At 66.8% G+C, this 22493-nt stretch carries 18 protein-coding genes; 10 read left to right on the top strand and 8 right to left on the bottom strand.

Annotation, left to right across the window (positions count from 1 at the left end; translation table 11 throughout):
• The first annotated feature begins 51 nt into the window (after positions 1 to 51).
• The 4 genes from gcl (at position 52) to HNQ66_RS11825 (ending at position 4980) form a co-directional block, all read left to right on the top strand.
• Positions 52 to 1839, top strand: coding sequence for a glyoxylate carboligase (gcl, locus tag HNQ66_RS11810; protein ID WP_184144354.1), 1788 nt, complete (start codon positions 52 to 54; stop codon positions 1837 to 1839).
• Positions 1840 to 1854: 15 nt separating this feature from the next.
• Positions 1855 to 2634: a hydroxypyruvate isomerase gene (gene hyi / locus HNQ66_RS11815; protein ID WP_184144355.1), complete on the top strand. Its 780-nt coding sequence runs from the start codon at positions 1855 to 1857 to the stop codon at positions 2632 to 2634.
• Positions 2635 to 2666: 32 nt separating this feature from the next.
• Entirely contained in the window at positions 2667 to 3551 is an 885-nt protein-coding gene (locus HNQ66_RS11820; protein WP_184144356.1) for a 2-hydroxy-3-oxopropionate reductase, read from the top strand.
• 160 nt (positions 3552 to 3711) lie between these two features.
• Positions 3712 to 4980, top strand: a complete 1269-nt coding sequence (locus tag HNQ66_RS11825) for a glycerate kinase type-2 family protein (RefSeq protein WP_184144357.1) — start codon at positions 3712 to 3714, stop codon at positions 4978 to 4980.
• A gap of 219 nt (positions 4981 to 5199) precedes the next feature.
• Here the strand turns inward: HNQ66_RS11825 and HNQ66_RS11830 are convergent, their stop codons facing one another.
• Together HNQ66_RS11830 and HNQ66_RS11835 are read right to left on the bottom strand one after the other, a co-directional pair.
• Positions 5200 to 5859, bottom strand: a complete 660-nt coding sequence (locus tag HNQ66_RS11830; protein WP_184144358.1) for a peroxiredoxin — start codon at positions 5857 to 5859, stop codon at positions 5200 to 5202.
• Between the two features lie 248 nt (positions 5860 to 6107).
• The gene (locus HNQ66_RS11835) at positions 6108 to 6689 is read right to left on the bottom strand and encodes a YigZ family protein (protein WP_184144359.1); all 582 of its coding nucleotides are present in this window, start codon (positions 6687 to 6689) and stop codon (positions 6108 to 6110) included.
• 132 nt (positions 6690 to 6821) lie between these two features.
• On the opposite strand from HNQ66_RS11835, the gene HNQ66_RS11840 reads away from it, so the two are divergent.
• Positions 6822 to 7016, top strand: coding sequence for a hypothetical protein (locus HNQ66_RS11840; RefSeq protein WP_184144360.1), 195 nt, complete (start codon positions 6822 to 6824; stop codon positions 7014 to 7016).
• A gap of 44 nt (positions 7017 to 7060) precedes the next feature.
• Here the strand turns inward: HNQ66_RS11840 and HNQ66_RS11845 are convergent, their stop codons facing one another.
• The 6 genes from HNQ66_RS11845 to polA all read right to left on the bottom strand — a co-directional run bounded on the left by HNQ66_RS11845 (position 7061) and on the right by polA (position 16116).
• Entirely contained in the window at positions 7061 to 9508 is a 2448-nt protein-coding gene (locus HNQ66_RS11845) for a glycoside hydrolase family 2 protein (RefSeq protein WP_184144361.1), read from the bottom strand.
• A 10-nt stretch (positions 9509 to 9518) separates the two neighbouring features.
• Entirely contained in the window at positions 9519 to 10472 is a 954-nt protein-coding gene (locus HNQ66_RS11850; RefSeq protein WP_184144362.1) for a DUF1839 family protein, read from the bottom strand.
• A gap of 1 nt (position 10473) precedes the next feature.
• A complete protein-coding gene (locus tag HNQ66_RS11855) occupies positions 10474 to 11388 on the bottom strand; it encodes an amino acid--[acyl-carrier-protein] ligase (RefSeq protein ID WP_184144363.1) in 915 nt (304 codons plus the stop codon).
• Positions 11389 to 11392: 4 nt separating this feature from the next.
• A complete protein-coding gene (locus tag HNQ66_RS11860; RefSeq protein WP_184144364.1) occupies positions 11393 to 12565 on the bottom strand; it encodes an acyl-CoA dehydrogenase family protein in 1173 nt (390 codons plus the stop codon).
• A complete protein-coding gene (locus HNQ66_RS11865) occupies positions 12562 to 12816 on the bottom strand; it encodes an acyl carrier protein (protein WP_184144365.1) in 255 nt (84 codons plus the stop codon). The genes HNQ66_RS11860 and HNQ66_RS11865 overlap by 4 nt, the downstream gene beginning before the upstream one ends.
• 312 nt (positions 12817 to 13128) lie before the next feature.
• Positions 13129 to 16116, bottom strand: coding sequence for a DNA polymerase I (polA, locus tag HNQ66_RS11870; protein WP_184144366.1), 2988 nt, complete (start codon positions 16114 to 16116; stop codon positions 13129 to 13131).
• 369 nt (positions 16117 to 16485) lie between these two features.
• Between polA and HNQ66_RS11875 the strand changes: the two genes are divergently transcribed.
• The 5 genes from HNQ66_RS11875 (at position 16486) to HNQ66_RS11895 (ending at position 22387) form a co-directional block, all read left to right on the top strand.
• A complete protein-coding gene (locus HNQ66_RS11875; protein WP_184144367.1) occupies positions 16486 to 16926 on the top strand; it encodes a MarR family winged helix-turn-helix transcriptional regulator in 441 nt (146 codons plus the stop codon).
• A 133-nt stretch (positions 16927 to 17059) separates the two neighbouring features.
• Positions 17060 to 18451 (top strand): dipeptidase, encoded by a 1392-nt coding sequence (locus HNQ66_RS11880; protein WP_184144368.1) that lies wholly within the window; start codon positions 17060 to 17062, stop codon positions 18449 to 18451.
• A 93-nt stretch (positions 18452 to 18544) separates the two neighbouring features.
• Positions 18545 to 19492, top strand: coding sequence for a lysylphosphatidylglycerol synthase domain-containing protein (locus tag HNQ66_RS11885; protein ID WP_184144369.1), 948 nt, complete (start codon positions 18545 to 18547; stop codon positions 19490 to 19492).
• Between the two features lie 100 nt (positions 19493 to 19592).
• Positions 19593 to 20021: a BA14K family protein gene (locus HNQ66_RS11890; RefSeq protein WP_184144370.1), complete on the top strand. Its 429-nt coding sequence runs from the start codon at positions 19593 to 19595 to the stop codon at positions 20019 to 20021.
• Between the two features lie 143 nt (positions 20022 to 20164).
• Complete coding sequence (locus HNQ66_RS11895) at positions 20165 to 22387, top strand: transglycosylase domain-containing protein (RefSeq protein WP_184144371.1); 2223 nt, start codon at positions 20165 to 20167, stop codon at positions 22385 to 22387.
• The last annotated feature ends 106 nt before the right edge of the window (positions 22388 to 22493 follow it).

A 22493-nucleotide genomic window follows, 5' to 3' on the forward strand; every position in this document is an offset into this window, starting at 1 on the left:
CGCGGAAAGAGGAATGCGTTACCTTCCGTATCGAGAGACGGAGGATACCCCATGGCTAAAATGCGTGCTGTCGATGCAGCGGTCCTGGTTCTGGAGAAGGAAGGCATCGATTGTGCCTTCGGCGTACCGGGCGCTGCGATCAACCCCCTTTATTCGGCGCTGAAGGCGCGCGGCTCGGTCCGCCACATCCTTGCCCGCCACGTCGAGGGCGCAAGCCACATGGCGGAAGGCTATACCCGTGCCCGCGCCGGCAATATCGGCGTGTGCATCGGCACCTCCGGCCCGGCCGGCACCGACATGATCACCGGCCTTTATTCGGCCTCCGCCGATTCGATCCCGATCCTCTGCATCACCGGCCAGGCGCCCCGCGCCCGCCTCGACAAGGAGGATTTCCAGGCGGTCGACATCGCCAAGATCGCCGCGCCCGTCACCAAATGGGCCGTCACGGTCATGGAACCGGCGCTTGTCCCTTACGTCTTCCAGAAGGCGTTCCATGTCATGCGCTCCGGCCGTCCCGGCCCGGTCCTCATCGACCTGCCGATCGACGTCCAGCTCGCCGAGATCGAGTTCGACATCGACACCTATGCCTCGCTCGGCGTCTACAAGCCAGCCGCCACGCGTGCCCAGGCCGAGAAGGCGCTGGCCATGCTGAATGAGGCCGAGCGCCCGCTGATCGTCGCCGGCGGCGGCATCATCAATGCGGACGCCTCCGACCTCCTCGTCGAATTCGCCGAGATCGTCGGCGTTCCGGTCATCCCGACGCTGATGGGCTGGGGCACGATCCCGGACGACCATCCGCTGATGGCCGGCATGTGCGGCCTGCAGACCTCGCACCGCTACGGCAACGCGACGCTGCTCGCCTCCGACTTCGTCTTCGGCATCGGCAACCGCTGGGCCAACCGCCACACCGGCAACGTCCCGACTTATACGGAAGGCCGCAAGTTCATCCATGTCGACATCGAGCCGACCCAGATCGGCCGCGTCTTCGCCCCCGATTTCGGCATCGTTTCGGATGCCGGCGCCGCGCTGAAGCTCTTCCTCGACGTCGCGACGGAATGGAAGACCGCCGGCAAGCTGCGCGACTGGTCGGCCTGGGCCGAGGAATGCCGCGAACGCAAGCGCACCATGCTGCGCAAGACCCATTTCGACCAGACGCCGCTGAAGCCCCAGCGCGTCTACGAGGAGATGAACAAGGCCTTCGACCGCGACACCTGCTACGTCTCGACCATCGGCCTCAGCCAGATCGCCGGCGCGCAGTTCCTGCACGTCTACAAGCCGCGCAACTGGATCAACTGCGGCCAGGCGGGCCCGCTCGGCTGGACGCTGCCGGCAGCGCTCGGCGTGCGCGCCGCCGATCCGGACCGTCCGATCGTCGCCCTTTCCGGCGACTACGACTTCCAGTTCCTCATCGAGGAGCTTGCGGTCGGCGCCCAGCACAAGCTGCCCTACCTGCATGTCGTCGTGAACAATTCCTATCTCGGCCTCATCCGCCAGTCGCAGCGCGGCTTCAACATGGACTTCGAAGTCTCGCTCGCCTTCGACAACATCAACGCGGATGGCGATGCGGAAGCCGGCTACGGGGTCGACCATGTCGCGGTCGCCGAGGGCCTCGGCTGCAAGGCGCTGCGGGTGCGCAGCCCGAACGAGTTCCAGGAAGCCTTCAACACGGCGCAGGACCTCATGAAGGAGCATCAGGTTCCGGTCGTCATCGAGTTCATCCTCGAGCGCGTCACCAACATCGCCATGGGTGCCGACATCAATGCCGTCGTCGAATTCGAGGACCTCGCCGAGCGCGGCGAAGATGCCCCGACCGCAACGCTGGCTGCGCTGCTCGACTGATCTAGGGAGACGAAAATGCCGAAATTCGCGGCCAACCTGACCATGCTCTTCAACGAGGCGCCCTTCATGGAGCGCTTCGCGCTGGCCGCCAAGGCCGGCTTCGAAGGGGTCGAATATCTCTTCCCCTACGATTTCGACAAGGATGCGATCCGCGCCGAACTCGACAGGCACGGCCTGACGCAGGTCCTGCACAACCTGCCGGCCGGCAACTGGGCCGGCGGCGAGCGCGGCATCGCGGTCCTACCCGACCGCGTCGACGAGTTCCGCCGCGGCGTGGCCTCGGCCATCGACTATGCGACGACGCTCGGCTGCAGGCAGATCAACTGCCTGTCGGGCATCGCGCCGGCCGGCGTGCCGGACGAGGTGCTGCGCACCACCTTCGTCGCCAACCTCAAGCTGGCAGCGGCGGAGCTCGGCAAGCACGGCATCAAGCTGCTGATCGAGCCGATCAACCATTTCGACATTCCGGGCTTCTACCTCAACACCCCGGACCAGGCGGCCTCGATCATCGCGGAAGTCGGTTCCGACAACCTCTTCATCCAGTACGACCTCTACCACCAGCAGCGCACGGAAGGCGAACTGATCGGCACCTTCAAGAAGCACCAGGCGAAGATCCCCCACGTGCAGCTTGCCGACAATCCGGGCCGCAACGAGCCGGGCACCGGCGAGATCGCCTACGGCTTCGTGTTCAAGACGCTCGACGCACTCGGCTACGACGGCTGGATCGGCTGCGAATACAAGCCGCGCACGACCACCGAGGAAGGCCTCGGCTGGCTGGCCGAAGTCGGCCGCTGAGCATCACAAATTTCAGGACTGGGAGTTTAATCATGGCAAATATCGGTTTCATTGGCCTCGGCATCATGGGCACCCCCATGGCGCGCCACCTGCAGGACGCCGGCCACACGGTCATCACCTCGAAGTTCCACATCCCGCCGCACAAGGATCTGGTCGATAACGGCCTCAAGATCGTCGAAAGCCCGAAGGCGCTCGCCGAGACGGTCGACACGATCATCCTCATGCTGCCCGATACCCCGGAAGTCGAAGACGTGCTCTTCGGCGAGAACGGCGTCTCCTACGGTCTTTCGGCCGGCAAGCTCGTCATCGACATGAGCTCGATCTCGCCGATCGCCACCAAGGAATTCGCCAGGAAGATCCGCGCCACCGGTGCGGAATATGTCGACGGCCCGGTCTCGGGCGGCGAGGTCGGCGCCAAGAACGCCTCGCTCTCCATCATGGCCGGCGGCTCGCAGGAAAGCTTCGACCGGGCGCTTCCGCTCTTCCAGCTCATGGGCAAGAACATCACGCTCGTCGGCGATTGCGGCGACGGCCAGGTGACGAAGGTCGCCAACCAGATCATCGTGGCGTTGACCATCGAGGCCGTTGCCGAAGCGCTCGTCTTCGCGTCGAAGGCCGGTGCCGATCCGGCCCGCGTGCGTTCGGCGCTGATGGGCGGCTTTGCCTCCTCGCGCATCCTCGAAGTGCATGGCGAGCGCATGGTCAAGCGCACCTTCGATCCGGGCTTCCGCATCTCGCTGCACCAGAAGGACCTCAACCTCGCGCTCCAGGGCGCCAAGGCGATCGGCGTCTCGCTGCCCAACACGGCGCTGACGCAGGAGCTCTTCAATCAGTGCGCGGCCCACGGCGACGCGGGCCTCGACCACTCCGGTCTCGTCACGGCGCTGGAGCGCATGGCGAACCACGCCGTCGCATGACGGCCTGACCGGGCGGGGAGGGGAGCCCCGCCCGGTCACCCCTTCTGGAGGAGGAGACACAGCCCCTCGCCCCGCTGCGCCGTTTCCGACTGGAGGCGGTTCTGGCGCGCGGGTGGGGGGCTGTGTTTATATGAGCCATTCGCAGACCTGGAGGAACCGCATGCCGCCCATCGCCGATCCGCGCGCCTTTCTCGAAACGCTCTTTTCCGCCGCGGTTTCCGCCGCCGATCCGGACAAGGTGCTGGCCGCCAACCTGCCGGAAAAGCCGAAGGGCCGCACGGTGGTGATCGGCGCCGGCAAGGGCGCCGCGCAGATGGCCCGCGCCTTCGAGCGCCTGTGGGACGCGCCGCTTTCCGGCGTGGTCGTCACGCGCTACGGCTATGCCGTGCCCTGCGAGCGCATCGAGATCCTCGAAGCCGCCCATCCCGTGCCGGACGACAGCGGGCTCCTTGCTTCCGGCCGGCTGATGGCCGCGGTCCGGGGCCTGACGGAAGACGACCTCGTCGTCGCCCTCGTCTGCGGCGGCGGCTCGGCCCTTCTGCCCGCGCCCGCCGGCCACCTGACGCTCGCCGACGAGATCGCCGTCAACAAGGCGCTGCTTGCCTCCGGCGCACCGATCAGCGCCATGAACGCCGTGCGCAAGCAGGTCTCGCGCATCAAGGGCGGTCGGCTTGCCGCGCTCGCCTATCCCGCCCGCGTCGTCTCGCTCGTCGTTTCCGATATTCCGGGCGACAACCCCGCCCTCGTCGCCTCCGGCCCGACCATCGCCGACGAAACCACCAGAGCCGACGCGCTGCGCCTCATCGAGCGCTACCGCCTCGACCTGCCCGAGGCGGTGATGCGGCATATCCGGGACGGCAAGGACGAACCGCCGCTACCGTCCGACGCGGCCTTCGCCCGCAACGAGGTGAAGCTGGTCGCCTCCGCCGCCGTTTCGCTGGAAGCCGCCGCCGCCGCCGCCAAGGAGGCCGGCATCGAGGCCGTCATCCTGTCGGATGCCATCGAGGGTGAGGCCTCGGAAGTCGGCCGCGTCCACGCCGCCATCGCGGCGGAGGTCGTGCGCCGCGACCGGCCGTTCCAAAAGCCCATCGTCATCCTCTCCGGGGGCGAGACGACGGTGACGATCAAAGGCAAGGGCAAAGGCGGGCGCAACGGCGAGTTCCTGCTGTCCTTCGCCTGCGCCACCGACGGGCTCGACGGCCTTCACTCGCTCGCCGCCGATACGGACGGCATCGACGGCTCGGAGGACAACGCCGGCGCCTTCGCCGACGGCACCACCGTCGCCCGCCTTGCCGACAAGGGCAAGGACGCTGCCGAATACCTCGCCCGCAACGATAGCTGGACCGCCTTCGACGCGCTCGGCGACCTCTTCGTGCCGGGCCCGACCGGCACCAACGTCAACGATTTCCGGGCGATCCTCATCCAGTAGCCCGAAACAAGACAGCCCCGGCTTGCCGGGGCTGTCTTGTTTCGTCCGCTCGCTTTTTTCCTTCCGCCCACCTCTCCGTCGTCATCCTCGGGCTTGACCCGAGGATCCAGGCGACACCCACGGACGCGGATGGATGCTCGGGTCAAGCCCGAGCATGACGGAAGAGAGGGCAGCGCTCCGGCCACTCTCGCCGGCGCCGCCGGCGCGGATACCGGCCGTTCAGGCCGCCGGCTGCTTCGTCTTGCGCAGGTACGGCAGCACCGTGTCGAAGGAGCCGAAGCGGGCGATGGCGTCCTCGTTGGAGATGCCGCCGCCGATGATCACGTCGTCGCCCTGCTGCCAGTTGGCGGGCGTGGAGACCTGGTGCTTGCTGGTGAGCTGGATGGAATCGATAGCGCGCAGGATTTCCGCGAAGTTGCGGCCGGTGGACATCGGATAGGTGAGGATCAGCTTGATCTTCTTGTCCGGGCCGATGACGAAGACGGAGCGCACCGTGGCGTTGTCGGCGGGCGTGCGGCCTTCCGAGGTATCGCCGGCGCCGGCCGGCAGCATGTCGTAGAGCTTTGCGACCTTGAGGTCCTTGTCGCCGATCAGCGGATATTCGACGTCGAAGCCCGTGGCGGTGCGGATGTCGGCCTTCCACTTGACATGGCTTTCGACCGGATCGACGGAAATGCCGATGATCTTGACGCCGCGCTTGCGGAACTCGCCGTCGAGGCCGGCCATGGCGCCGAGCTCGGTGGTGCAGACGGGGGTGAAGTTCTTCGGGTGCGAGAAGAGCACGGCCCAGCCGTCGCCGATCCAGTCGTGGAAGCTGATCGGGCCGGCGGTGGTTTCGGCGGTGAAGTCCGGAGCGGTGTCGTTGATGCGAAGGCTCATGGGATCGTCCTCTCTGTCGTGCGGGTCGCGAGCCGTAAGGCCCGCGAAAATGGGTCCGCAGGGTAGATAGAACGAAAAACCGGGCTTGCCTATAGCGGCGGGCGGCGGGGGCAAGGGGCGGCAAGAGCGCATCTTTGCGCCGTTTTCCCTTGTGGCAAGATGCCGTTCGGCAAGTGCCGGCCACCGCGCCAAACCGTTCTCCCCGGGCGGCGCGGCGTGGAAAGGCGATTTTATTTCGATTGCAGCCTTCAATTGCCGATTTCGGCCCGTCCGCTGGTCAGATCCACGATCAGACGGCCGATTTCCTCCGCCTTTTCCGCCGGCACGCGGAAGGAAAGCCGCGCGCCGCTCTCGTGAAAGGCCTCGTCGTCCATCACCAGCCCGGCAAAGGCGGAAAGCCGCGCCTTGACCAGCGCGAGGTCCGAAAAGCCGAGCGAGACGGAAAGCGCGGCCCGCTCCACATATTCCGTCCTGGCCGCCGCGCGAAGGCACGCCGCCGCCGTGCCGCCATAGGCGCGCATCAGGCCGCCGCTGCCGAGCAGGATGCCGCCGAACCAGCGCGTGACGACGACCAGCGTGCGGTCGAGGTCCTGCCCGTCGATGGCCTGGAGGATGGGTTTGCCGGCCGTGCCGCTCGGCTCGCCGTCGTCACTGAAGCGATAGGCCTGCCCGATGCGCCAGGCCCAGCAATTGTGGCTTGCCGAGGCATCCGAGATTTCCGCCAGCCGCGCCTTCGCCTCCGCCTCGCTCTCGACGGGGCAGGCAATGGCGAGGAACCGGCTCTTGCGGATGTCCTGCTCGAAGATTTCGGTGCGGTCCAGCGTGTACACGGGGGTCTTCGTAGCCCTTCCGCACCGGCCCTATCAAGGGCGTAATAGCGCACCAATTTTATGGACTATTGACTGCTGCCACGATTTCGCCATGATGATGACCGGACCCTTAACCAGCACGGAAGCGATGGCATGATGTATCTCGGTGGCGTGACGCTCGGCTACTTCAACCTCTACCCGCCCGGCTTCCAGCCGAAGACCGAAGGCGCGCGCCGCGAGACGGAGACGGCGCCGGGCACGGCGACCGAAGGCAGGCTCCCGCTCGAAGGCAGCCGCCTTTCCGCCTCCCGCCGGCCCATCCAGTGGCCGCTCTACCTTTTCTTCTAAATCCTTCGACCACAGGAAATCATCGGTGATTTCCTGTGGTTCCGTCAGAACGAGACGATGGCCTCGATGCTAGGCCCGCGGATTTCTCCCGTGGGCTTTGCGGCCGGATCGGTGCCGGCGCGCGAGGCAAGGCGGATCGTCTTCACGCCGCCGGGCGCGAGATGGAACCAACTGTCCGATGGCAGGAAGCCCTCGGCCTCGATGGCGATGGACTGGGTGAAACGATCCGCCGAAAGGTCGAGCACCCAGCCTGCCGCATCCTGCCGAAGCGTCGCCGACAAGCTGGCGGGCGTCATCGCCGCCGTGCGGCCGCGCGGGAAATGGAAGGCTTCCGCAATCACCGCTCCCTCTTCGTCGAGAAGCCGGCCGACGGTCACGCCATGGGACGGCGGGCCGAAGCGGAAGGCATAGGTCGTGTCGAAGAAGGCGCCGAAAAGGCTCGTTGCCGGCAGCGTCTCGGCGGAGTGCGGCGCAAGCGCCATCTCCCGGCGGCCGGAAACGACCGGCTGGCGGCCGTGGCGCAGGCAGGAGAGTTCCAGCGTCAGGCGCCGCTCCTCCGCGCTGTCGTTGATCGCGTGGACGTCGAGGCCGTTGGTGCCCTCGTCGGAAAGCGCAAGCTGCACCGGGCGGAAGGCGCGGCGCAGCGCGTGCCAGGCGGATTTCGGCAGGCCCGTCGCATCGACCACGCCCCAGCCCGCGCCGGGCAGAAGGTCCTGGAAGGTCCAGACGAGGGCGCCGTTGCAGGTCGATTGCGCCCGGCGCCATTCGGCGAAGGTCGCCTCCATCACCTCGGCGACGGCGGCGCGGGAAAGGTCGAGATAACGCGCGGGGTCCTCGCGGCGAAGACGCGCCGGATCGATTTCATAGAGAAGGCCGAGATAGTGGTCGCGCACGTCCTCGAAATCCCAGGACGCGCCACGATCTCTTGGGACACGGGCCTTCCAGCGCGGATCGTGAACGGCCGGCACCGGCAGGTGCGCATCGAGCGTCGCCTGCTCCGGCACGTTGGCGAAGGCGAGGCTTTCGGCGGCAAAGCGCACCTCGGCGCGGCGCGCGTCATCCAGCGGCCGGCAATAGGCGCCGACGCCGTAATAATGCGTGACGCCGGCATTCGGCGAAAATGGCATGGCCCCGCCGCTCGGCGAATTTTCCACGTAAGGCACGTCCGGCCGGTGCGCGGCGCAAAGCATAGGCAGGATATCGCGTGTCAAAGGCCCGGCCCATGCCGTCTCCGGCAGGCCGAGCATTGCCGCCTGCTGGTCGATCTCGCTGCCGCCGCAGAGCACGGCGAGCGATGGCGAGGCGGCAACGGCGTCGAGGAACTGCGCGACTTCGGTGCGCACGTTCTCGATGAAGGCGGGATCGTTCGCCGGATAATCGAAATTGGCGAACTGGAAATCCTGCCAGACGAGGATGCCGAGCTCGTCGCAGAGCGCGAAGAAGTCCGGCGTCTCGTAAGCCATCGTGCCGCCGATGCGCAGCATGTTCATGCCTGCATCCGCCGCGAGCTTCAGCGGCGGTTCGTAGCGCTCCCGCGTGCCGGGCAGATCGACGATATCGGCAGTGGTCCAGACGGCGCCGCGGCAGAAGATTTTCCGGCCGTTGACGATGAGCGCGAAATCCCGGCCGTCCGCGCCGCGGTCGATCTCGATGCGGCGAAAGCCGGTGCGGCCGAGGGAATGGCGCACTCCATCCACCGTCAGGGTAATGTCGTGCAGGACCGGCGTGCCGTGCGTGCGCGGCCACCAGGCTTCGACATCGGGGATCACGAGGCTGGCGCTGAAGCTGCGCTCTCCATTCGGGATCGCCTCGACGGCGACGCCCGCGCATTCCACGGTCGGCGTTGCCGCGCCGTCGAGCGAAAAGCCGATCTCCAGCCGGCCCTTGCCGTCCTCGTGAAGCCGTGCGGAGAGGCGGATATCCGTTGGAACGGCGGGCGCCGGCCGGGCGAGGCGCACCGGCCGCCACGGGCCGACGGCATGAACCTCCGGGCACCAGCCGGGCATGCGGCCGAGGAGGGTGGTGCGCACGAGCCGAAGCCCCTGCGGCGTGATCATCTGCGGGCGCCAGCGGGCGCGGGGCCCGCGCTTTTCGAGGTGCGGCTTCAGCGCGCGGAAACAGAGGGCGAGGCGGTCCCCGCCGGTCAGCGTGACCGGCAGGGTGTGGCGCACGAACATGCTGTCCGAGGAAAGCGCGAGCGCGCCGTTCCACCAGATCTCGGTGATCGTCGCGAGGCCGTCGAAATGCAGCATGGCCTCGCCGGGCGCCTCGCCGGCAAGGTCGAGCACGTACCAGGCGTCGAGATGGTCGAGCGGTTCGGGCGCGGCGCGGTCGAAGCGGCTGGCGCGTTCGAGGGCGCCGGCGACGGTGCCGGGCACGGGGGCGTCGATGAAACCGGAAAGGCCATTCAGCGCCGACGGGTCGGCCGCGCTGCCGGCAGGCAGCAGGGCCATGCGCCAGCCGGTGGAAAGCGCTTTTCCGGTATCGGGCATTCCCTCTCCTTCAGTCGATGCGGGCGGCAAGGCTCGACATCAGAGTATCCCACGCCTCGATGGCCGGGTCGAGCGCCGTTGCCAGCGGGTCGAACCTGCGGCGGGTCACGGCGCGGGCAAGCTGGAACTGCACGGACTTTGCCGTCTCCGAGATTTTGCGCGCGGCATCGCCATTGTCGAGGCCGAGCCAGTCGAGATGGCTTGCGGCCAGCTCGAAATTGGCACCGAGCTGGCGCAGCGTGTTGAAGGCGTATTTGTGGAAGAAGCCGAACGGCCGGTCCGCCACGGCCTCCACCTGCTGCGGAAAGACCTTTGCGAAGGCTGCGACGGGATTTTCCGCCGGGCGCCGGGCGAAATGGAAGGCGAGGAGGCGTCCCGCCTCGCGGCGCAGGTGAGCGTCGTCGGGGCGCTTTTCCGGGAACTTCGCAAATTCCGTATAGGGCAGGAAGGGCAGGTCCTCCGGGCCGTCGTTCAGGTGGAACAGGCCGTCGAAATCCTCGCCCTCCAGCCGGAAGAAGCCGGCATTGTGGAAATAGTCGAGCCGCTTGGCCTGAAGGTCCAGCCGGTTGATCGCCACCGTCGTCTTGCCGTGCTCCTGGCGGTAGGCGACGCCGCGGGTGTCCGGCATGTAGAAGCTGTCCATCTCGACGAGGCAGAGGCGCCCGCGCGCGATCTGCGTTTCGACATGGCCCTCCACCCGGTCGAAGATGGCAAGCTCGGTCGAGCGGATGCCGTAGAGCGCTTCGAGGTCTTCCAGCGGCACCTTGAAGAAGGTGAACTGGTCGCCCTCGAAATCCTGCGTCAAGGAGAAGCCCAGCATCGCCTCGGGCCGGGTGCCGAAAGCGTTCAGCACCTCGATCCAGAGGTCGACATAGCAGTTGGTCTCCGGCCACGCGCGCTCGGCGTCGTGCAGCGCGTGCGGCCGGTAGGTCGCGGGGTCGAGCCCGGGAAAGACGGCAGCCATGTCAGTCCTGGTATCCCAGCACGTTGCGCACGTCCGTCGGCCAGGCGGCGATGTCGAGGCCGTGGCGGGCGAAGAGCGCGAGCGCGATCCGCTCCAGGCCGAAGCCGACGCAGGCGGTATGCGCGACGTCGCCGTTTTCCAGGTTGAGGCCCCATTTCGCGCCGAAGGCGTCCTGATGGTAGTTGAAGCTCATGCAGGCCGTCGGCTTGGCGGTGGACGTCACCGGGATCAGCAGCTCGAACTTCAGGTTCTGGTCGCGCTGGTTGTTGGCGAGCATGCGCCCGGCGCGGCCGAAGAACGGGTCATTGGCCACATCGATCGTCACGTCGAGGCCGACCTTGGCCATCATTTCGAGGCCCCGGTCCATCCAGGTCTGGCGGAAGGTCGTCACATGCTCCTGCGTGCCCATGCAGACATATTCGCGCATGCGGAAGAGCTGCTGGCGGGCCGGGTCGTTGGAGGGCTCGTGGCGGAAGCAGTAGGACTGCAGGTCGTAGAGCCCGCCGCCTGCCGGCAGGCGGCCGCGTTTGGCGATCGTCGGATAGAGCGGATAGCAGGCCGCCGGCGTCAGCACGATGTCGGTCGCCTTCTGGTCCTTCGTCCAGTCGCCCTCGACCTCCATGCATTGCAGGAGGCTCATGTGGTCGAGCTCGCCGCCGCAGAAGCTGTGCACGGTGCCGGCAAGCTGCGGGAAGCTCTTCATGTAGCCGGAGGTCTCGAAATGCGCGCGGTTCATGCCCGGCGGAAAGCGCATCGCCTCCGCGCCGTCGGCCCCGCCATAAGTGTCGACCAGCCGCTCGAAGCGGGCGATGACGTCCTCGAAGGCGCCCGAGCGGCCGTAAAGGCCCTCGACGCCGGTGTCGATGAGAAGGCCGGAATCGAAGAGCCGGTCGAGAAGGGAAGTCTGCATGTCCATGGTGTCACCCGATCAGGCTGGTGTCCTGCTTGTGGACAAGCAGGAGGTTCGACGTGTTGCCGAGGATGCGGTCGTTGGAGATCATCAGCTGGGCGGAATGCGCGTCGCGCAGGTGCCGGCCGAGGCTGAAGGGCGTGCCGTTCTTGTAGCCCATGATGCCGCAGATCAGCATCGCCTGGTTGATGATGGCAAGGATCGTTTCGGAGGACGCGATCTTCACGTTGTTCATCGCCACGGCAAAGCCCATGGAGGAAAGCCGGTCGGGATCCGCCTTGGCTGCCTCGTATTCCTTGAGGCCGGCAATGGTGTTGGATTTGACGAGCTGGAGGAGGTTTACGGCTTCCGCAAGGCGCAGCGCGCCGGGCGGCGTCACGCCGGGGCTCTTGCGGGCGGCGGCGCGCACGAAGGCCTGCGCGCGGGAAACGGCGTTGACGGCGATGCCGTACCAGACGGCGCTCCACAAGAGATGCGAGGTGGCGAGCATCGACTGCGCCGCGATCTCGGCGAAGGGCTTGGGAAGGATCTGCTCCTTCGGCGCCTCTCCCTTGAAGAGCCAGCCGTCCGAGCAGGTGCCGCGCATGCCGAGCGTATCCCAGACATGGGTCTGCTCCAGCGTGTACTGGTCTTTGGTGAAGACGGTCATGACCTGGTCGGTCGAGGCGGCGTCCGCATGGGCGCGCGAGGTGATGAGGATCGCGTCGGCATGGGCGCCGTAGGAGATGACGGTCGCATCCTTCGTCAGGCGGCAGGTGTCGCCGGTAATCTCGATGGCACAGATGCTGTTGCGGAGATTCCCGCCGATGCCGCCCTCGGTCGTCGCCGAGGCGAGAAGCAACTGTTCGCCGGCGACGCGGCGCATGAAGGCGGAATGCCAGGCGTCGCCCGCGCCGTGCGAGACGAGGCTCGACAGCTTGATATGGTGCATGGCGAAGACCATGGCCGCCGCCGAGCAGGACTGGCCGATCAGCGAGCAGACTTCCGCGATCTCGGAAAGGGAGGCATCCTCGCCGCCGAGGGCTGCGGGGATCTGGATGGAGAGCAGCCGTTCGGCGATCATCGCGTCGACGGCTTCGCGCGGGAAGCGGGCCCTGGCGTCCACGTCGTCGGCATGCGCTGCGGCCACGGCGGAAACGCGCTCGGCGCGCTCGGCAAGGCCCTTTCCGACGGTGACGGTCATTCGGCGGCCTCCGCGCTGCCGACAAGGCCGGAGACCGCCCGCGTGATCGCATCGATGCTCTGGAAGGACTTGCGGTTGAGGAGGTTGTCGGGGAACTCGACGTCGAAGGCGTCCTCGATGCCGAGCATCACCTGCACGGAGGCGAAGGAGGAAAGACCCGCCGCATAGAGATCGGCATCGTCCGCGAGCGTATCGACCGGAACCGGAAGACCGCCGTGCTTGCCGAGGATTTCACGAATCGTCTGCTTCATCTTCTTCTCCATCGCTTTCTTTGCCGGCCGGGGAGGCCATCGGCTTATCGTTCCGCACATCCATAACCGGCGGTTGATAAGATCGGTTGAAAGGACATGGATAAGATTTCGTGAAGCGCCTCCGCAGGCTGGATCGGGATGGAACGATCCGTTTCGGAACATCATGAAGAAAGGGCGAAGAATGCCGGTTTTCGAGGACATCGGGCGAGGAGGCGCCTGTGCCCCGACGAGACGGTTCCGTCCCGTTGAGGCCTCGTTAGCCATAAACGCAGAACGTGCCGCCGGGCGGCGCCCATCGCGGATTTCCGGCCGTCAGTGCGCCTCGTCCCAGTTGGTGGCGGCCCGCGCGTCCACCTTCAGCGGCACCTTCATCGACAGCGCCGGCATGGAGGCGTTCTCCATGACGTCGACGATGACGGGGATGGCCTTCTCGACCTCGCCGTCCTCCACTTCGAAGATCAGTTCGTCGTGCACCTGCAGCAGCATGCGGGCGGAAAGGCCGGCCGCGGCAAGCGCCGGCTCCATCTTGATCATGGCGCGGCGGATGATGTCGGCCGCCGATCCCTGGATCGGCGCGTTGATCGAGGCACGCTCGTTGAAGGCGCGCACCGAGGGGTTGGACGACTTGATCTCCGGGTAATGCGCGCGGCGGCCGAAGATGGTCTCCACATAGCCGTTCTCGCGGGCGAAGGCCTTCGTCGTGTCCATGTAGTCCTTGATGCCCGGGAAGCGCTCGAAATACTTCTTGATGTATTCGCCGGCTTCCGAGCGCTCGATGGAGAGCTGGTTGGCAAGGCCGAAGGCGGAGATGCCGTAGATGATGCCGAAATTGATCGCCTTGGCCCGGCGGCGGATTTCCGAAGGCATGCCCTCGACCGGCACGCCGAACATCTCGGAGGCCGTCATGGCATGGATGTCGATGCCGTCGGCGAAGGCCTGCTTCAGTTGCGGGATGTCTGCGACATGGGCGAGCACGCGCAGCTCGATCTGGCTGTAGTCGGCCGAGACCAGCTTGTGGCCGGGCGTCGAGATGAAGGCCGTGCGGATCTTGCGCCCTTCTGCCGTGCGCACCGGAATGTTCTGGAGGTTCGGATCGGAGGAGGAAAGGCGGCCGGTCGTCGTCGCGGCGAGCGCGTAGGACGTGTGCACGCGCTTCGTGTCGGGATGCACGAAGCCGGGCAGCGCGTCGGTATAGGTGGATTTCAGCTTGGTGAGCTGGCGCCAGTCGACGATCTTGCGCGGCAGGGGAAGGCCCTGCGCGGCAAGGTCCTCCAGCACCTGCGCGGAGGTCGACCATTGGCCGGTCTTCGTCTTGGAGGCGCCGGGAAGGCCCATCTTGCCGAAGAGGATGTCGCCGAGCTGCTTGGGCGAGCCGATGTTGAAGCGCTCGCCGGCAAGCTCGTAGATTTCCTCCTCGAAGCCTGCCGCGCCCTGCGCGAGCTCGCCGGAAAGGCGCGAGAGCACCTGCCGGTCGATGGTGATGCCGCGTTCCTCCATGCGGGCGAGCACGGGCACCAGAGGGCGTTCCAGCCGCTCGTAGACGGCCGTCATGCGCTCGGCCGCAAGGCGCGGCTTCAGCACATGCCAGAGGCGAAGCGTCACGTCGGCGTCTTCCGCCGCATAGGCGGTGGCGCGGGAGATGTCGACCATGTCGAAGGTCTGCGCGCCCTTCCCGGAGCCGGCCACCTCCTTGTAGGAAATCGGCTTGTGGCCGAGCCAGCGTTCGGAGAGCGTGTCCATGCCGTGCGTGCCCGCGCCCGCATCCAGCGCATAGGACATCAGCATCGTGTCGTCGAAGCCCTGAACGGTGATGCCGTGCCGGCGCATGACGAGGTAGTCGTATTTGAGGTTCTGCGCGACCTTGAGGACCGACGGGTCCTCCAGCAGGCCCTTCAGCCGCTCCAGCGCCGCGCGGATGGGGATCTGCCCATCGGCCATGCCGCCGCCGAGGAGGTCGCCGACGCCCGTCTTGTGGTTGAGCGGCACGTAGCAGGCGCGGATCACGGTGCCGGAAGGGTCCTTCGCATTGTCGGCGATGGCGAGCGAGAAGCCGCACAGTTCCGCCTGCATGGCGTCGAGCGAGGTCGTCTCCGTGTCGAAGCCGACGAGGCCGGCCTCGCGCGCGGCGGCGATCCAGCGGTCGAGCGCTTCGAGGTCGCGCACCGTCTCGTAGGTGGAATGGTCGATCGGCGCCGCCGAAAAACGCTCCGCGCGGCTCCTTGCCAGCGCTGTGGGCGAAAGGTCGCCGGCAACGGCGGCCGGCAGCAGCGTCGCGGCGGCTTCCGCCGCCGTCTCCGTGCCGTCGAGGGCGGAAGGCCGGCCGGCGGCCTCGCCCTTGTCGAGGTCCGGGCCGTGCGCCGCAGCGCCCCATTCCACCGGCACGCTCGCCGCCTCGATGGCGCCGGCGTCGCAGTCGCACGCTTCGGCCACGCGCCGCGTCAGCGTGGTGAACTCCATGGCTTTCAGGAAGGCGATGAGCTTCGGGCCGTCCTGCGGATGCAGGATCAGCTCGTCCAGCGGCGTGTCGAGGGGCGTGTCCGTCTTCAGCGTGACGAGCTGGCGCGAGAGCCGCACGAGCTCGCGGCTGGCGATGATGTTCTCGCGGCGCTTGACCTGCTTGATCTCCTCAGCGCGCGCGAGCAGCGTGTCGAGATCGCCGTATTCTTCGAGAAGCTGGGCGGCGGTCTTCGGGCCGATGCCGGGGACGCCCGGCACGTTGTCGGTCGAATCGCCGGTCAGCGACTGGAGGTCGATCATCTTCTCCGGCGGCACGCCCCATTTCTCGATCACCTCGGGAATGGAGATCTGCTTGTCCTTCATGCCGTCATACATCGAGACGTTCTCGGTCACGAGCTGCATGAGGTCCTTGTCGGAGGAGACGATGGTGACGTCCGCGCCGTCCTGCTCGGCAAGGCGGGCATAGGTGGCGATCAGGTCGTCGGCCTCGAAGCCTTCCTTTTCGATGCAGGGCAGGTTGAAGGCGCGGGTCGCGTGGCGGATGAGGCCGAACTGCGGAATCAGGTCTTCCGGCGGCGCGGTGCGGTTCGCCTTGTACTGGTCATAGAGATCGTTGCGGAAGGTTTTTGAGGAATAGTCGAAGATGACCGCGAAATGGGTCGGCGTCACGCCCACGTCGGTGTTGCGCGCATCCTTCAGGAGCTTCCACAGCATGTTGCAGAAGCCCGAGACGGCATTGACCGGCAAACCGTCCGACTTTCGGTTGAGCGGCGGGATGGCGTGGAAGGCGCGGAAGATGAAGCCGGAGCCGTCGACGAGGAAGAGATGATCACCTTTTTTCATGGGGTGAATGGATAGCGCGGGCGGCCTGTCGCGTCCATCTTTCATTGCGGGCGAAGGGTGCCCGGAAGCCTCACGCGAACGTTACCGATTTGTAATTTTCGCGGGCCTTCGAATCCCTTGAAAAGCCACATTCGGACCCACAGATATTCCTCATCGGCACCTGATCAAGCCGTGTCTGGCATAACGGCCTGTCCCCCGCCGCGCCAGACAAGGACAAAGGCCTTATCCCCCTCTCCGGGCCTTTGTCCAACATTTGCGAAGAAGCCGCCGCGACAAGCCTCCTGTCGTCGGCGGCTTCCCGCGTTTGAGGGGTTGCATCGCCTGCGATCCATCGTTGTCATCGTCTGAAAACCGGCATAGCTTCTTGCCATGGAGTTTGACCGGAAGGATTCGGCAGCCTACCTCGCCAATCTCCTGGCGAAGGGGGCCTCCCGCGCGCTGCAGGCGCGGGCGGACGGGGCCGGCTTTGCGCCCGGCCAGTTCCCGGTTCTGCTGGAACTATGGGGCGGCGACGGCCTCACCCAGCGCGAACTCCTCGACAGGCTCGACATCGAACAGGCGACCATGGCCAACACGCTTGCGCGCATGGAGCGCGACGGGCTTATCTCGCGCCGCCGCCACCCCCGGGACAGGCGTGCGCAGCTGGTTTTCCTGACGGCGCGCGGCAAGGCGCTGCGCGAGAGCGCGATGGCCGCGGCGAGCGCCACGGAGGACGCGCTTTTCCAGGGCTTCCGCCGCTTCGAGCGGGAACTCCTGCTCGAATACATGCGCATGGTGCTGGCCAATCTCGGACGCGACGTTCGCCCCTGACCGTCGCAGGGCCGTCATACGATTTGCCCTTGCCGACGGGATCGGTCTAATGTCGCCGCGAAAATCATTCTGATTTGCCGCATGCCGCCGCCGCGGGGCCGCCTTCGCGCAGCATGCATTGAAGGATACCGACATGACCAACATTCTGCCCGTCCTCGATCGCGCCAGCGCCGATATCCCGGCCAGCCTCGAACGCCTGTTCGAGCTGGTGCGCATCAAATCCATCTCCACCGATCCGGCCTTCAAGGCGGATTGCCGCCGGGCGGCCGAATGGCTGGTCAAGGAGCTGCGCTCGCTGGGCTTCGACGCGACGGTGCGCGATACCCCCGGCCATCCCATGGTCGTCGCCCACCACGAGGGTGCCAAGGCCGATGCGCCGCATGTCCTCTTCTACGGCCATTACGACGTGCAGCCGGTCGATCCGCTGAACCTGTGGGACCACGATCCCTTCGATCCGGCGGTGCGCGAGGTCGAGGGCGGCCGGCGCATCATCACCGGCCGCGGCACCTCCGACGACAAGGGCCAGCTCCTCACCTTCGTGGAAGCCTGCCGCGCCTACAAGGAAACCGTCGGCGCGCTGCCCTGCCGCGTCACCATCCTCTTCGAGGGCGAGGAGGAGTCCGGCTCTCCCTCGCTGAAGCCCTTCCTCGAAGCCAATGCCGCCGAGCTGACGGCCGATTTCGCCCTCGTCTGCGACACCAGCATGTGGGACGCCGATACGCCGGCGATCTCGGCGGGCCTGCGCGGCCTCGTCGGCGAGGAGATCGTCGTCAAGGCGGCCGACCGGGACCTGCATTCCGGCTATTTCGGCGGCGCGGCGGCCAACCCGATCCACATCCTCGCCGACGTGCTTGCGGGCCTCCACGACGAGACCGGCCGCGTGACGCTTCCCGGCTTCTACGACGGCGTCGAGGAAACGCCGACGCAGATCAAGGCCGCCTGGGAAAAGCTCGGCAGCTCGGCCGAAAGCTTCCTCGGCGAGATCGGCCTGTCGATCCCTTCGGGCGAGAAGGGCCGGTCCGTGCTGGAGCTCACCTGGGCGCGCCCGACCGCCGAGGTCAACGGCATCACCGGCGGCTATACCGGCGAAGGCTTCAAGACGGTGATCGCGGCGGAAGCCTCGGCCAAGGTCTCCTTCCGCCTCGTCGGCAAGCAGGATCCGGCGAAGATCCGCGACGCCTTCCGCGCCTATGTGCGTGCGAAGATCCCGGCCGACTGCTCGGTCTCCTTCCACGCCCATGGCGGCTCGCCGGCCATCCAGCTTCCCTACGATTCGGCTCTGCTCGGCAAGGCGAAGGACGCGCTCTCCGACGAATGGCCGAAGCCCGCCGTCGTCATCGGCATGGGCGGCTCGATCCCGATCGTCGGCGACTTCCAGAAGATGCTCGGCATGGAATCCCTGCTCGTCGGCTTCGCGCTGTCGGACGACCGCATCCATTCGCCGAACGAGAAATACGATCTCCGGTCCTTCGAGAAGGGCATCCGCTCCTGGGTGCGCATCCTTGCGGCGCTTGCCGCCCGTTGAGGGCGGACAGACGGGCCGGGCCGGCTTCGACCGGCCCGAAGCCCGCGGATGGGAACGGTACGCGATGGCATTGAAGACCGGGGGCAGGATGGAATGAAGCGGCTGGGGAAACTCTTCTGGCCGCTTGTCAGCACTGCGGCGATCGTCCTTTCCGTCTATATCCTCTACCGGGACCTGAGGGGTCTTTCGCTCGACGCGTTCATGGCGAGCCTCCAGGCGATCCCGCTGTCGGGCTGGCTGCTTTCCTGCCTCGCCACGCTCGTCGCTTACGCGGCGCTTGCCGCCTACGACCACCTGGCGCTGGAACATCTCGGCCACCGCATCTCGCTGTGGTTCATCACGGTCACCTCCTTCACCACCTATGCGCTGTCGCACAATATCGGCGCCTCGGTCTTCTCCGGCGCGCTGGTGCGCTACCGCGCCTATACGTCGAAGGGGCTTGCCGGCTCGGAGGTCGGCCTGCTCGTCGCCTTCTGTTCCTTCACCTTCGTCCTCGGCACCTTGATGCTGTTCGGCCTCGTCCTCGTCTTCGAGCCGCAGATCGTCGAGCGCTTCGCCGATTTCCTGCCCATCGAGGCGGCCTTCTCGACGGGGCTCTTCATCCTCGCGCTCGTCGCGCTCTATGTCGTCGGCAGCCTCGTCGGCTTCCGGCCGATCAACACGCGCTGGCTCAAGCTCGAATATCCGAAGCCCTCGCTCGCCTTCCGCCAGCTCGTCATCGCGCCCATCGAGCTCATCGGCGCGGCGGCGATCATCTATTTCGTGCTGCCGGCGGCGGGCAATCCGGGCTATTTCGTCGTGCTCGGCATCTTCCTCGCCTCCTTTTCCGTCGCCCTGCTCTCGCATGCGCCGGGCGGCATCGGCGTCCTGGAGCTCGTCTTCATCGCCGGCCTGCCGGACATGGACCCGGCGGCGGTGCTGGCTGCGCTCGCCGTCTTCCGCCTCTTCTACCTCATCATTCCCTTCGTCATGGCGCTGGTGGTCATCCTCGTCTTCGAGCGGCAGCGCTATCTCGCCCGGGCGCGTGAAACCGAAGATTGAAACGGGTGGATCCTTCCCGGTTCATTCCGCGTTCAGGCGAATGGTTTCATGCTATGAACCGTCTGAACAAGTGTGAGACGACAACCCAAGGGAGACCGACATGAAGATATCGATCAAGACGGGCCTTTCCACCGCGGTGGCGGTTGCCATGTTCGCCACGTCCTTCGTATCCGCACCGGCCTTCGCCATGCCGATGGCAAAGGTCGACGCGTCGCGCGCGTCCGACGTCGTGGACGTGCAGTATCGCCATCGCGGCGGCTGGTATCACGGCCATCGCGGCTACCGGCATTCTCGCCACGGCTACCGGCGCCATTCGGACGGCTGGTGGTATCCGCTGGCCGCCTTCGGCGCGGGCGCGATCATCGGCGGGGCAATCGCCAACGACGGCTATTCCCGTCCGCGCGAAGCCGGCATCAACCCGCGCCATACCGAATGGTGCTATGCGCGCTATCGCTCGTACCGGGCCTACGACAACACGTTCCAGCCCAATTACGGCCCGCGCAAGCAGTGCTATTCGCCCTACTTCTGAGGCGAGGATACGGGCGGCCTTCGGGCCGCCCGGTTCCGTTAAAATCGCCCGGAGCGCGTTCACCGCTTCTTAACGACCCCTTAAATCGCCGCATTTAAGGTCCACCGGACGGGCATATTCCCAGAGGGCTCATCCGACCGCTTATGGCAGGCAACCGAAAATCCCAGCGCATCGAACCGTCCTTCCACGAAAGCGAAGGGCGCGAGGACGACGATTTCCACGTCGGCGCCGACGATCGCGTGACCGGCGGCGGCGGGCGCAAGGGGCGGGGCAAGCCGGCGAAGGCCTCCCGCGGAAGGCGCGGCGCCGGCCGTCGGCGAGAACCCTCCCTTGGCTTCTTCGGCCTCGTGCGCAGGCTCTTCTACTGGTGCATCGTGCTGGGCATCTGGGGCGCCATCGGCGTCGGCGGGCTCGTGCTCTACTACGGCGCACGCATGCCGAGCGCCACGAGCTGGGCCATTCCCGCCCGTCCGCCGAACGTCAAGATCCTCGCGGTCGACGGCGCCATCATCGCCAACCGGGGCCTTACCGGCGGCGAGGCGCTCTCGCTGGAGGACATGTCGCCCTATATCCCGCAGGCCGTCATCGCCATCGAGGACCGGCGCTTCTATTCCCATTTCGGCATCGATCCGCTCGGCCTTGCCCGCGCGGTGATCACCAACATCGCCTCGGGCCGCACGGTGCAGGGCGGCTCCACGCTGACGCAGCAGCTCGCCAAGAACATGTTCCTCTCGCCCGAGCGCACGCTGGAGCGCAAGGTGCAGGAGGTGCTGCTTTCCCTCTGGCTGGAGCACAAGTACACCAAGGACCAGATCCTTGCGATGTATCTCAACCGCGTCTTCTTCGGCTCCAATTCCTATGGCGTGGAGGCGGCCTCGCGGCGCTATTTCAACAAGTCGGCGCGCGACGTGAACCTCGGCGAGGCGGCGGTTCTCGCCGGTCTCCTCAAGGCGCCGTCGCGCCTTTCGCCCGCCCGCGACCCGGAGGCGGCGGAAGCGCGCGCGCAGGTCGTCCTCGGCGCGATGCGCGAGGAGGGCTACGTTACCGACGCCGAGATCAAGACCGCCATGTCGCAGACGCCGGCGCGCGCCAAGCGCTACTGGTCCGGCGCCGAGCACTATGCCGCCGACATGGTCATGTCGCAGCTTCCCGGCATGATCGGCGACGTCACCGAGGACCTCGTCATCGACACGACGATCGACCTCGACCTCGAGAAGAAGGCCGACGAGGCCATCAAGGCGACGCTCGACAAGGACGGCGCCAAGCTCAACGCCTCGCAGGCCGCGCTCGTCTCCATCGACGGCACGGGCGCGATCCGGGCGCTGGTCGGCGGGCGCGACTATGCCGACAGCCAGTTCGACCGCGCCTCGAAGGCCAAGCGCCAGCCGGGCTCGGCGTTCAAGCCCTTCGTCTATGCGACGGCGCTCGAACAGGGCCGCTCGCCGCTCTCCGTGCGCAACGACGCGCCTGTGAAGATCGGCAAGTGGACGCCGGAGAACTACGACCAGAAATACCGCGGCGAGGTGACGCTCGCCAACGCGCTCGCCCATTCGCTGAACACCATCGCCGCCCAGCTCGTCATGGAGGTGGGGCCGTCGGAGGTGGTCAAGCTTGCCAAGCGGCTCGGCATCGAATCGGAGCTGCAGGCGAACGCCTCCATCGCGCTCGGCACCTCGGAGGTGACGCTGGTGGAGCTGACCTCCGCCTACGCCCCCTTCATGAACGGCGGCTACAAGGCGACGCCCCACATCATCCGCCGCATCTCGACCGCCGACGGCAAGGTGCTCTACGAGAACACCTACGACAACCCGCCGCGCGTGCTTTCACCGGAGATCGTCTCCATGATGAACGGCATGATGGAGCGCGTCATCACCGAGGGCACCGGCAAGAACGCCCGCATCCCCGGCTGGCAGGCCGCCGGCAAGACCGGCACGACCCAGTCCTTCCGCGACGCGCTCTTCGTCGGCTACACGTCCAACCTGACGACGGGCGTGTGGTTCGGCAACGACGACGGCAAGTCGATGCGGCAGGTGACGGGCGGCGGGCTGCCCGCGAGGGCCTGGAGCCAGTTCATGATCGCCGCCCACAAGGGGCTTTCGCCCTCGCCGCTCTTCGGCACGGGCATCGGCCAGACGCCCGCGAACGAGGATACGAGGCCGGCGCCGGAGGGCGACCAGCTCTTCGACATCATCTCGCGCACGCTCGGCACCGAGGAGCGGCCGACCGACACCGGCGCGGCGGTGGCGACCGGCGAAGGCGGCGCCGTGGCGGTGGACGACGGGCTCGTGCCGCCGGCCGATGTCGGCAGCCGGCGGCAAACCGGCACCCACCGCACGACCCTTCTCGACGTTCTTCTCGGAGGCTGACGCCCGGCGCCGTCTTGACGCCCGTCAGGAAGCCCACCACATTGCCGGCGGAGCGTGCCGCATCGCGGCCGGAACGCTGATTTTGCGCGCCTTGCGGCCCTTCGAT

The organism is Shinella fusca (assembly GCF_014203155.1).
Taxonomy (GTDB): domain Bacteria; phylum Pseudomonadota; class Alphaproteobacteria; order Rhizobiales; family Rhizobiaceae; genus Shinella; species Shinella fusca.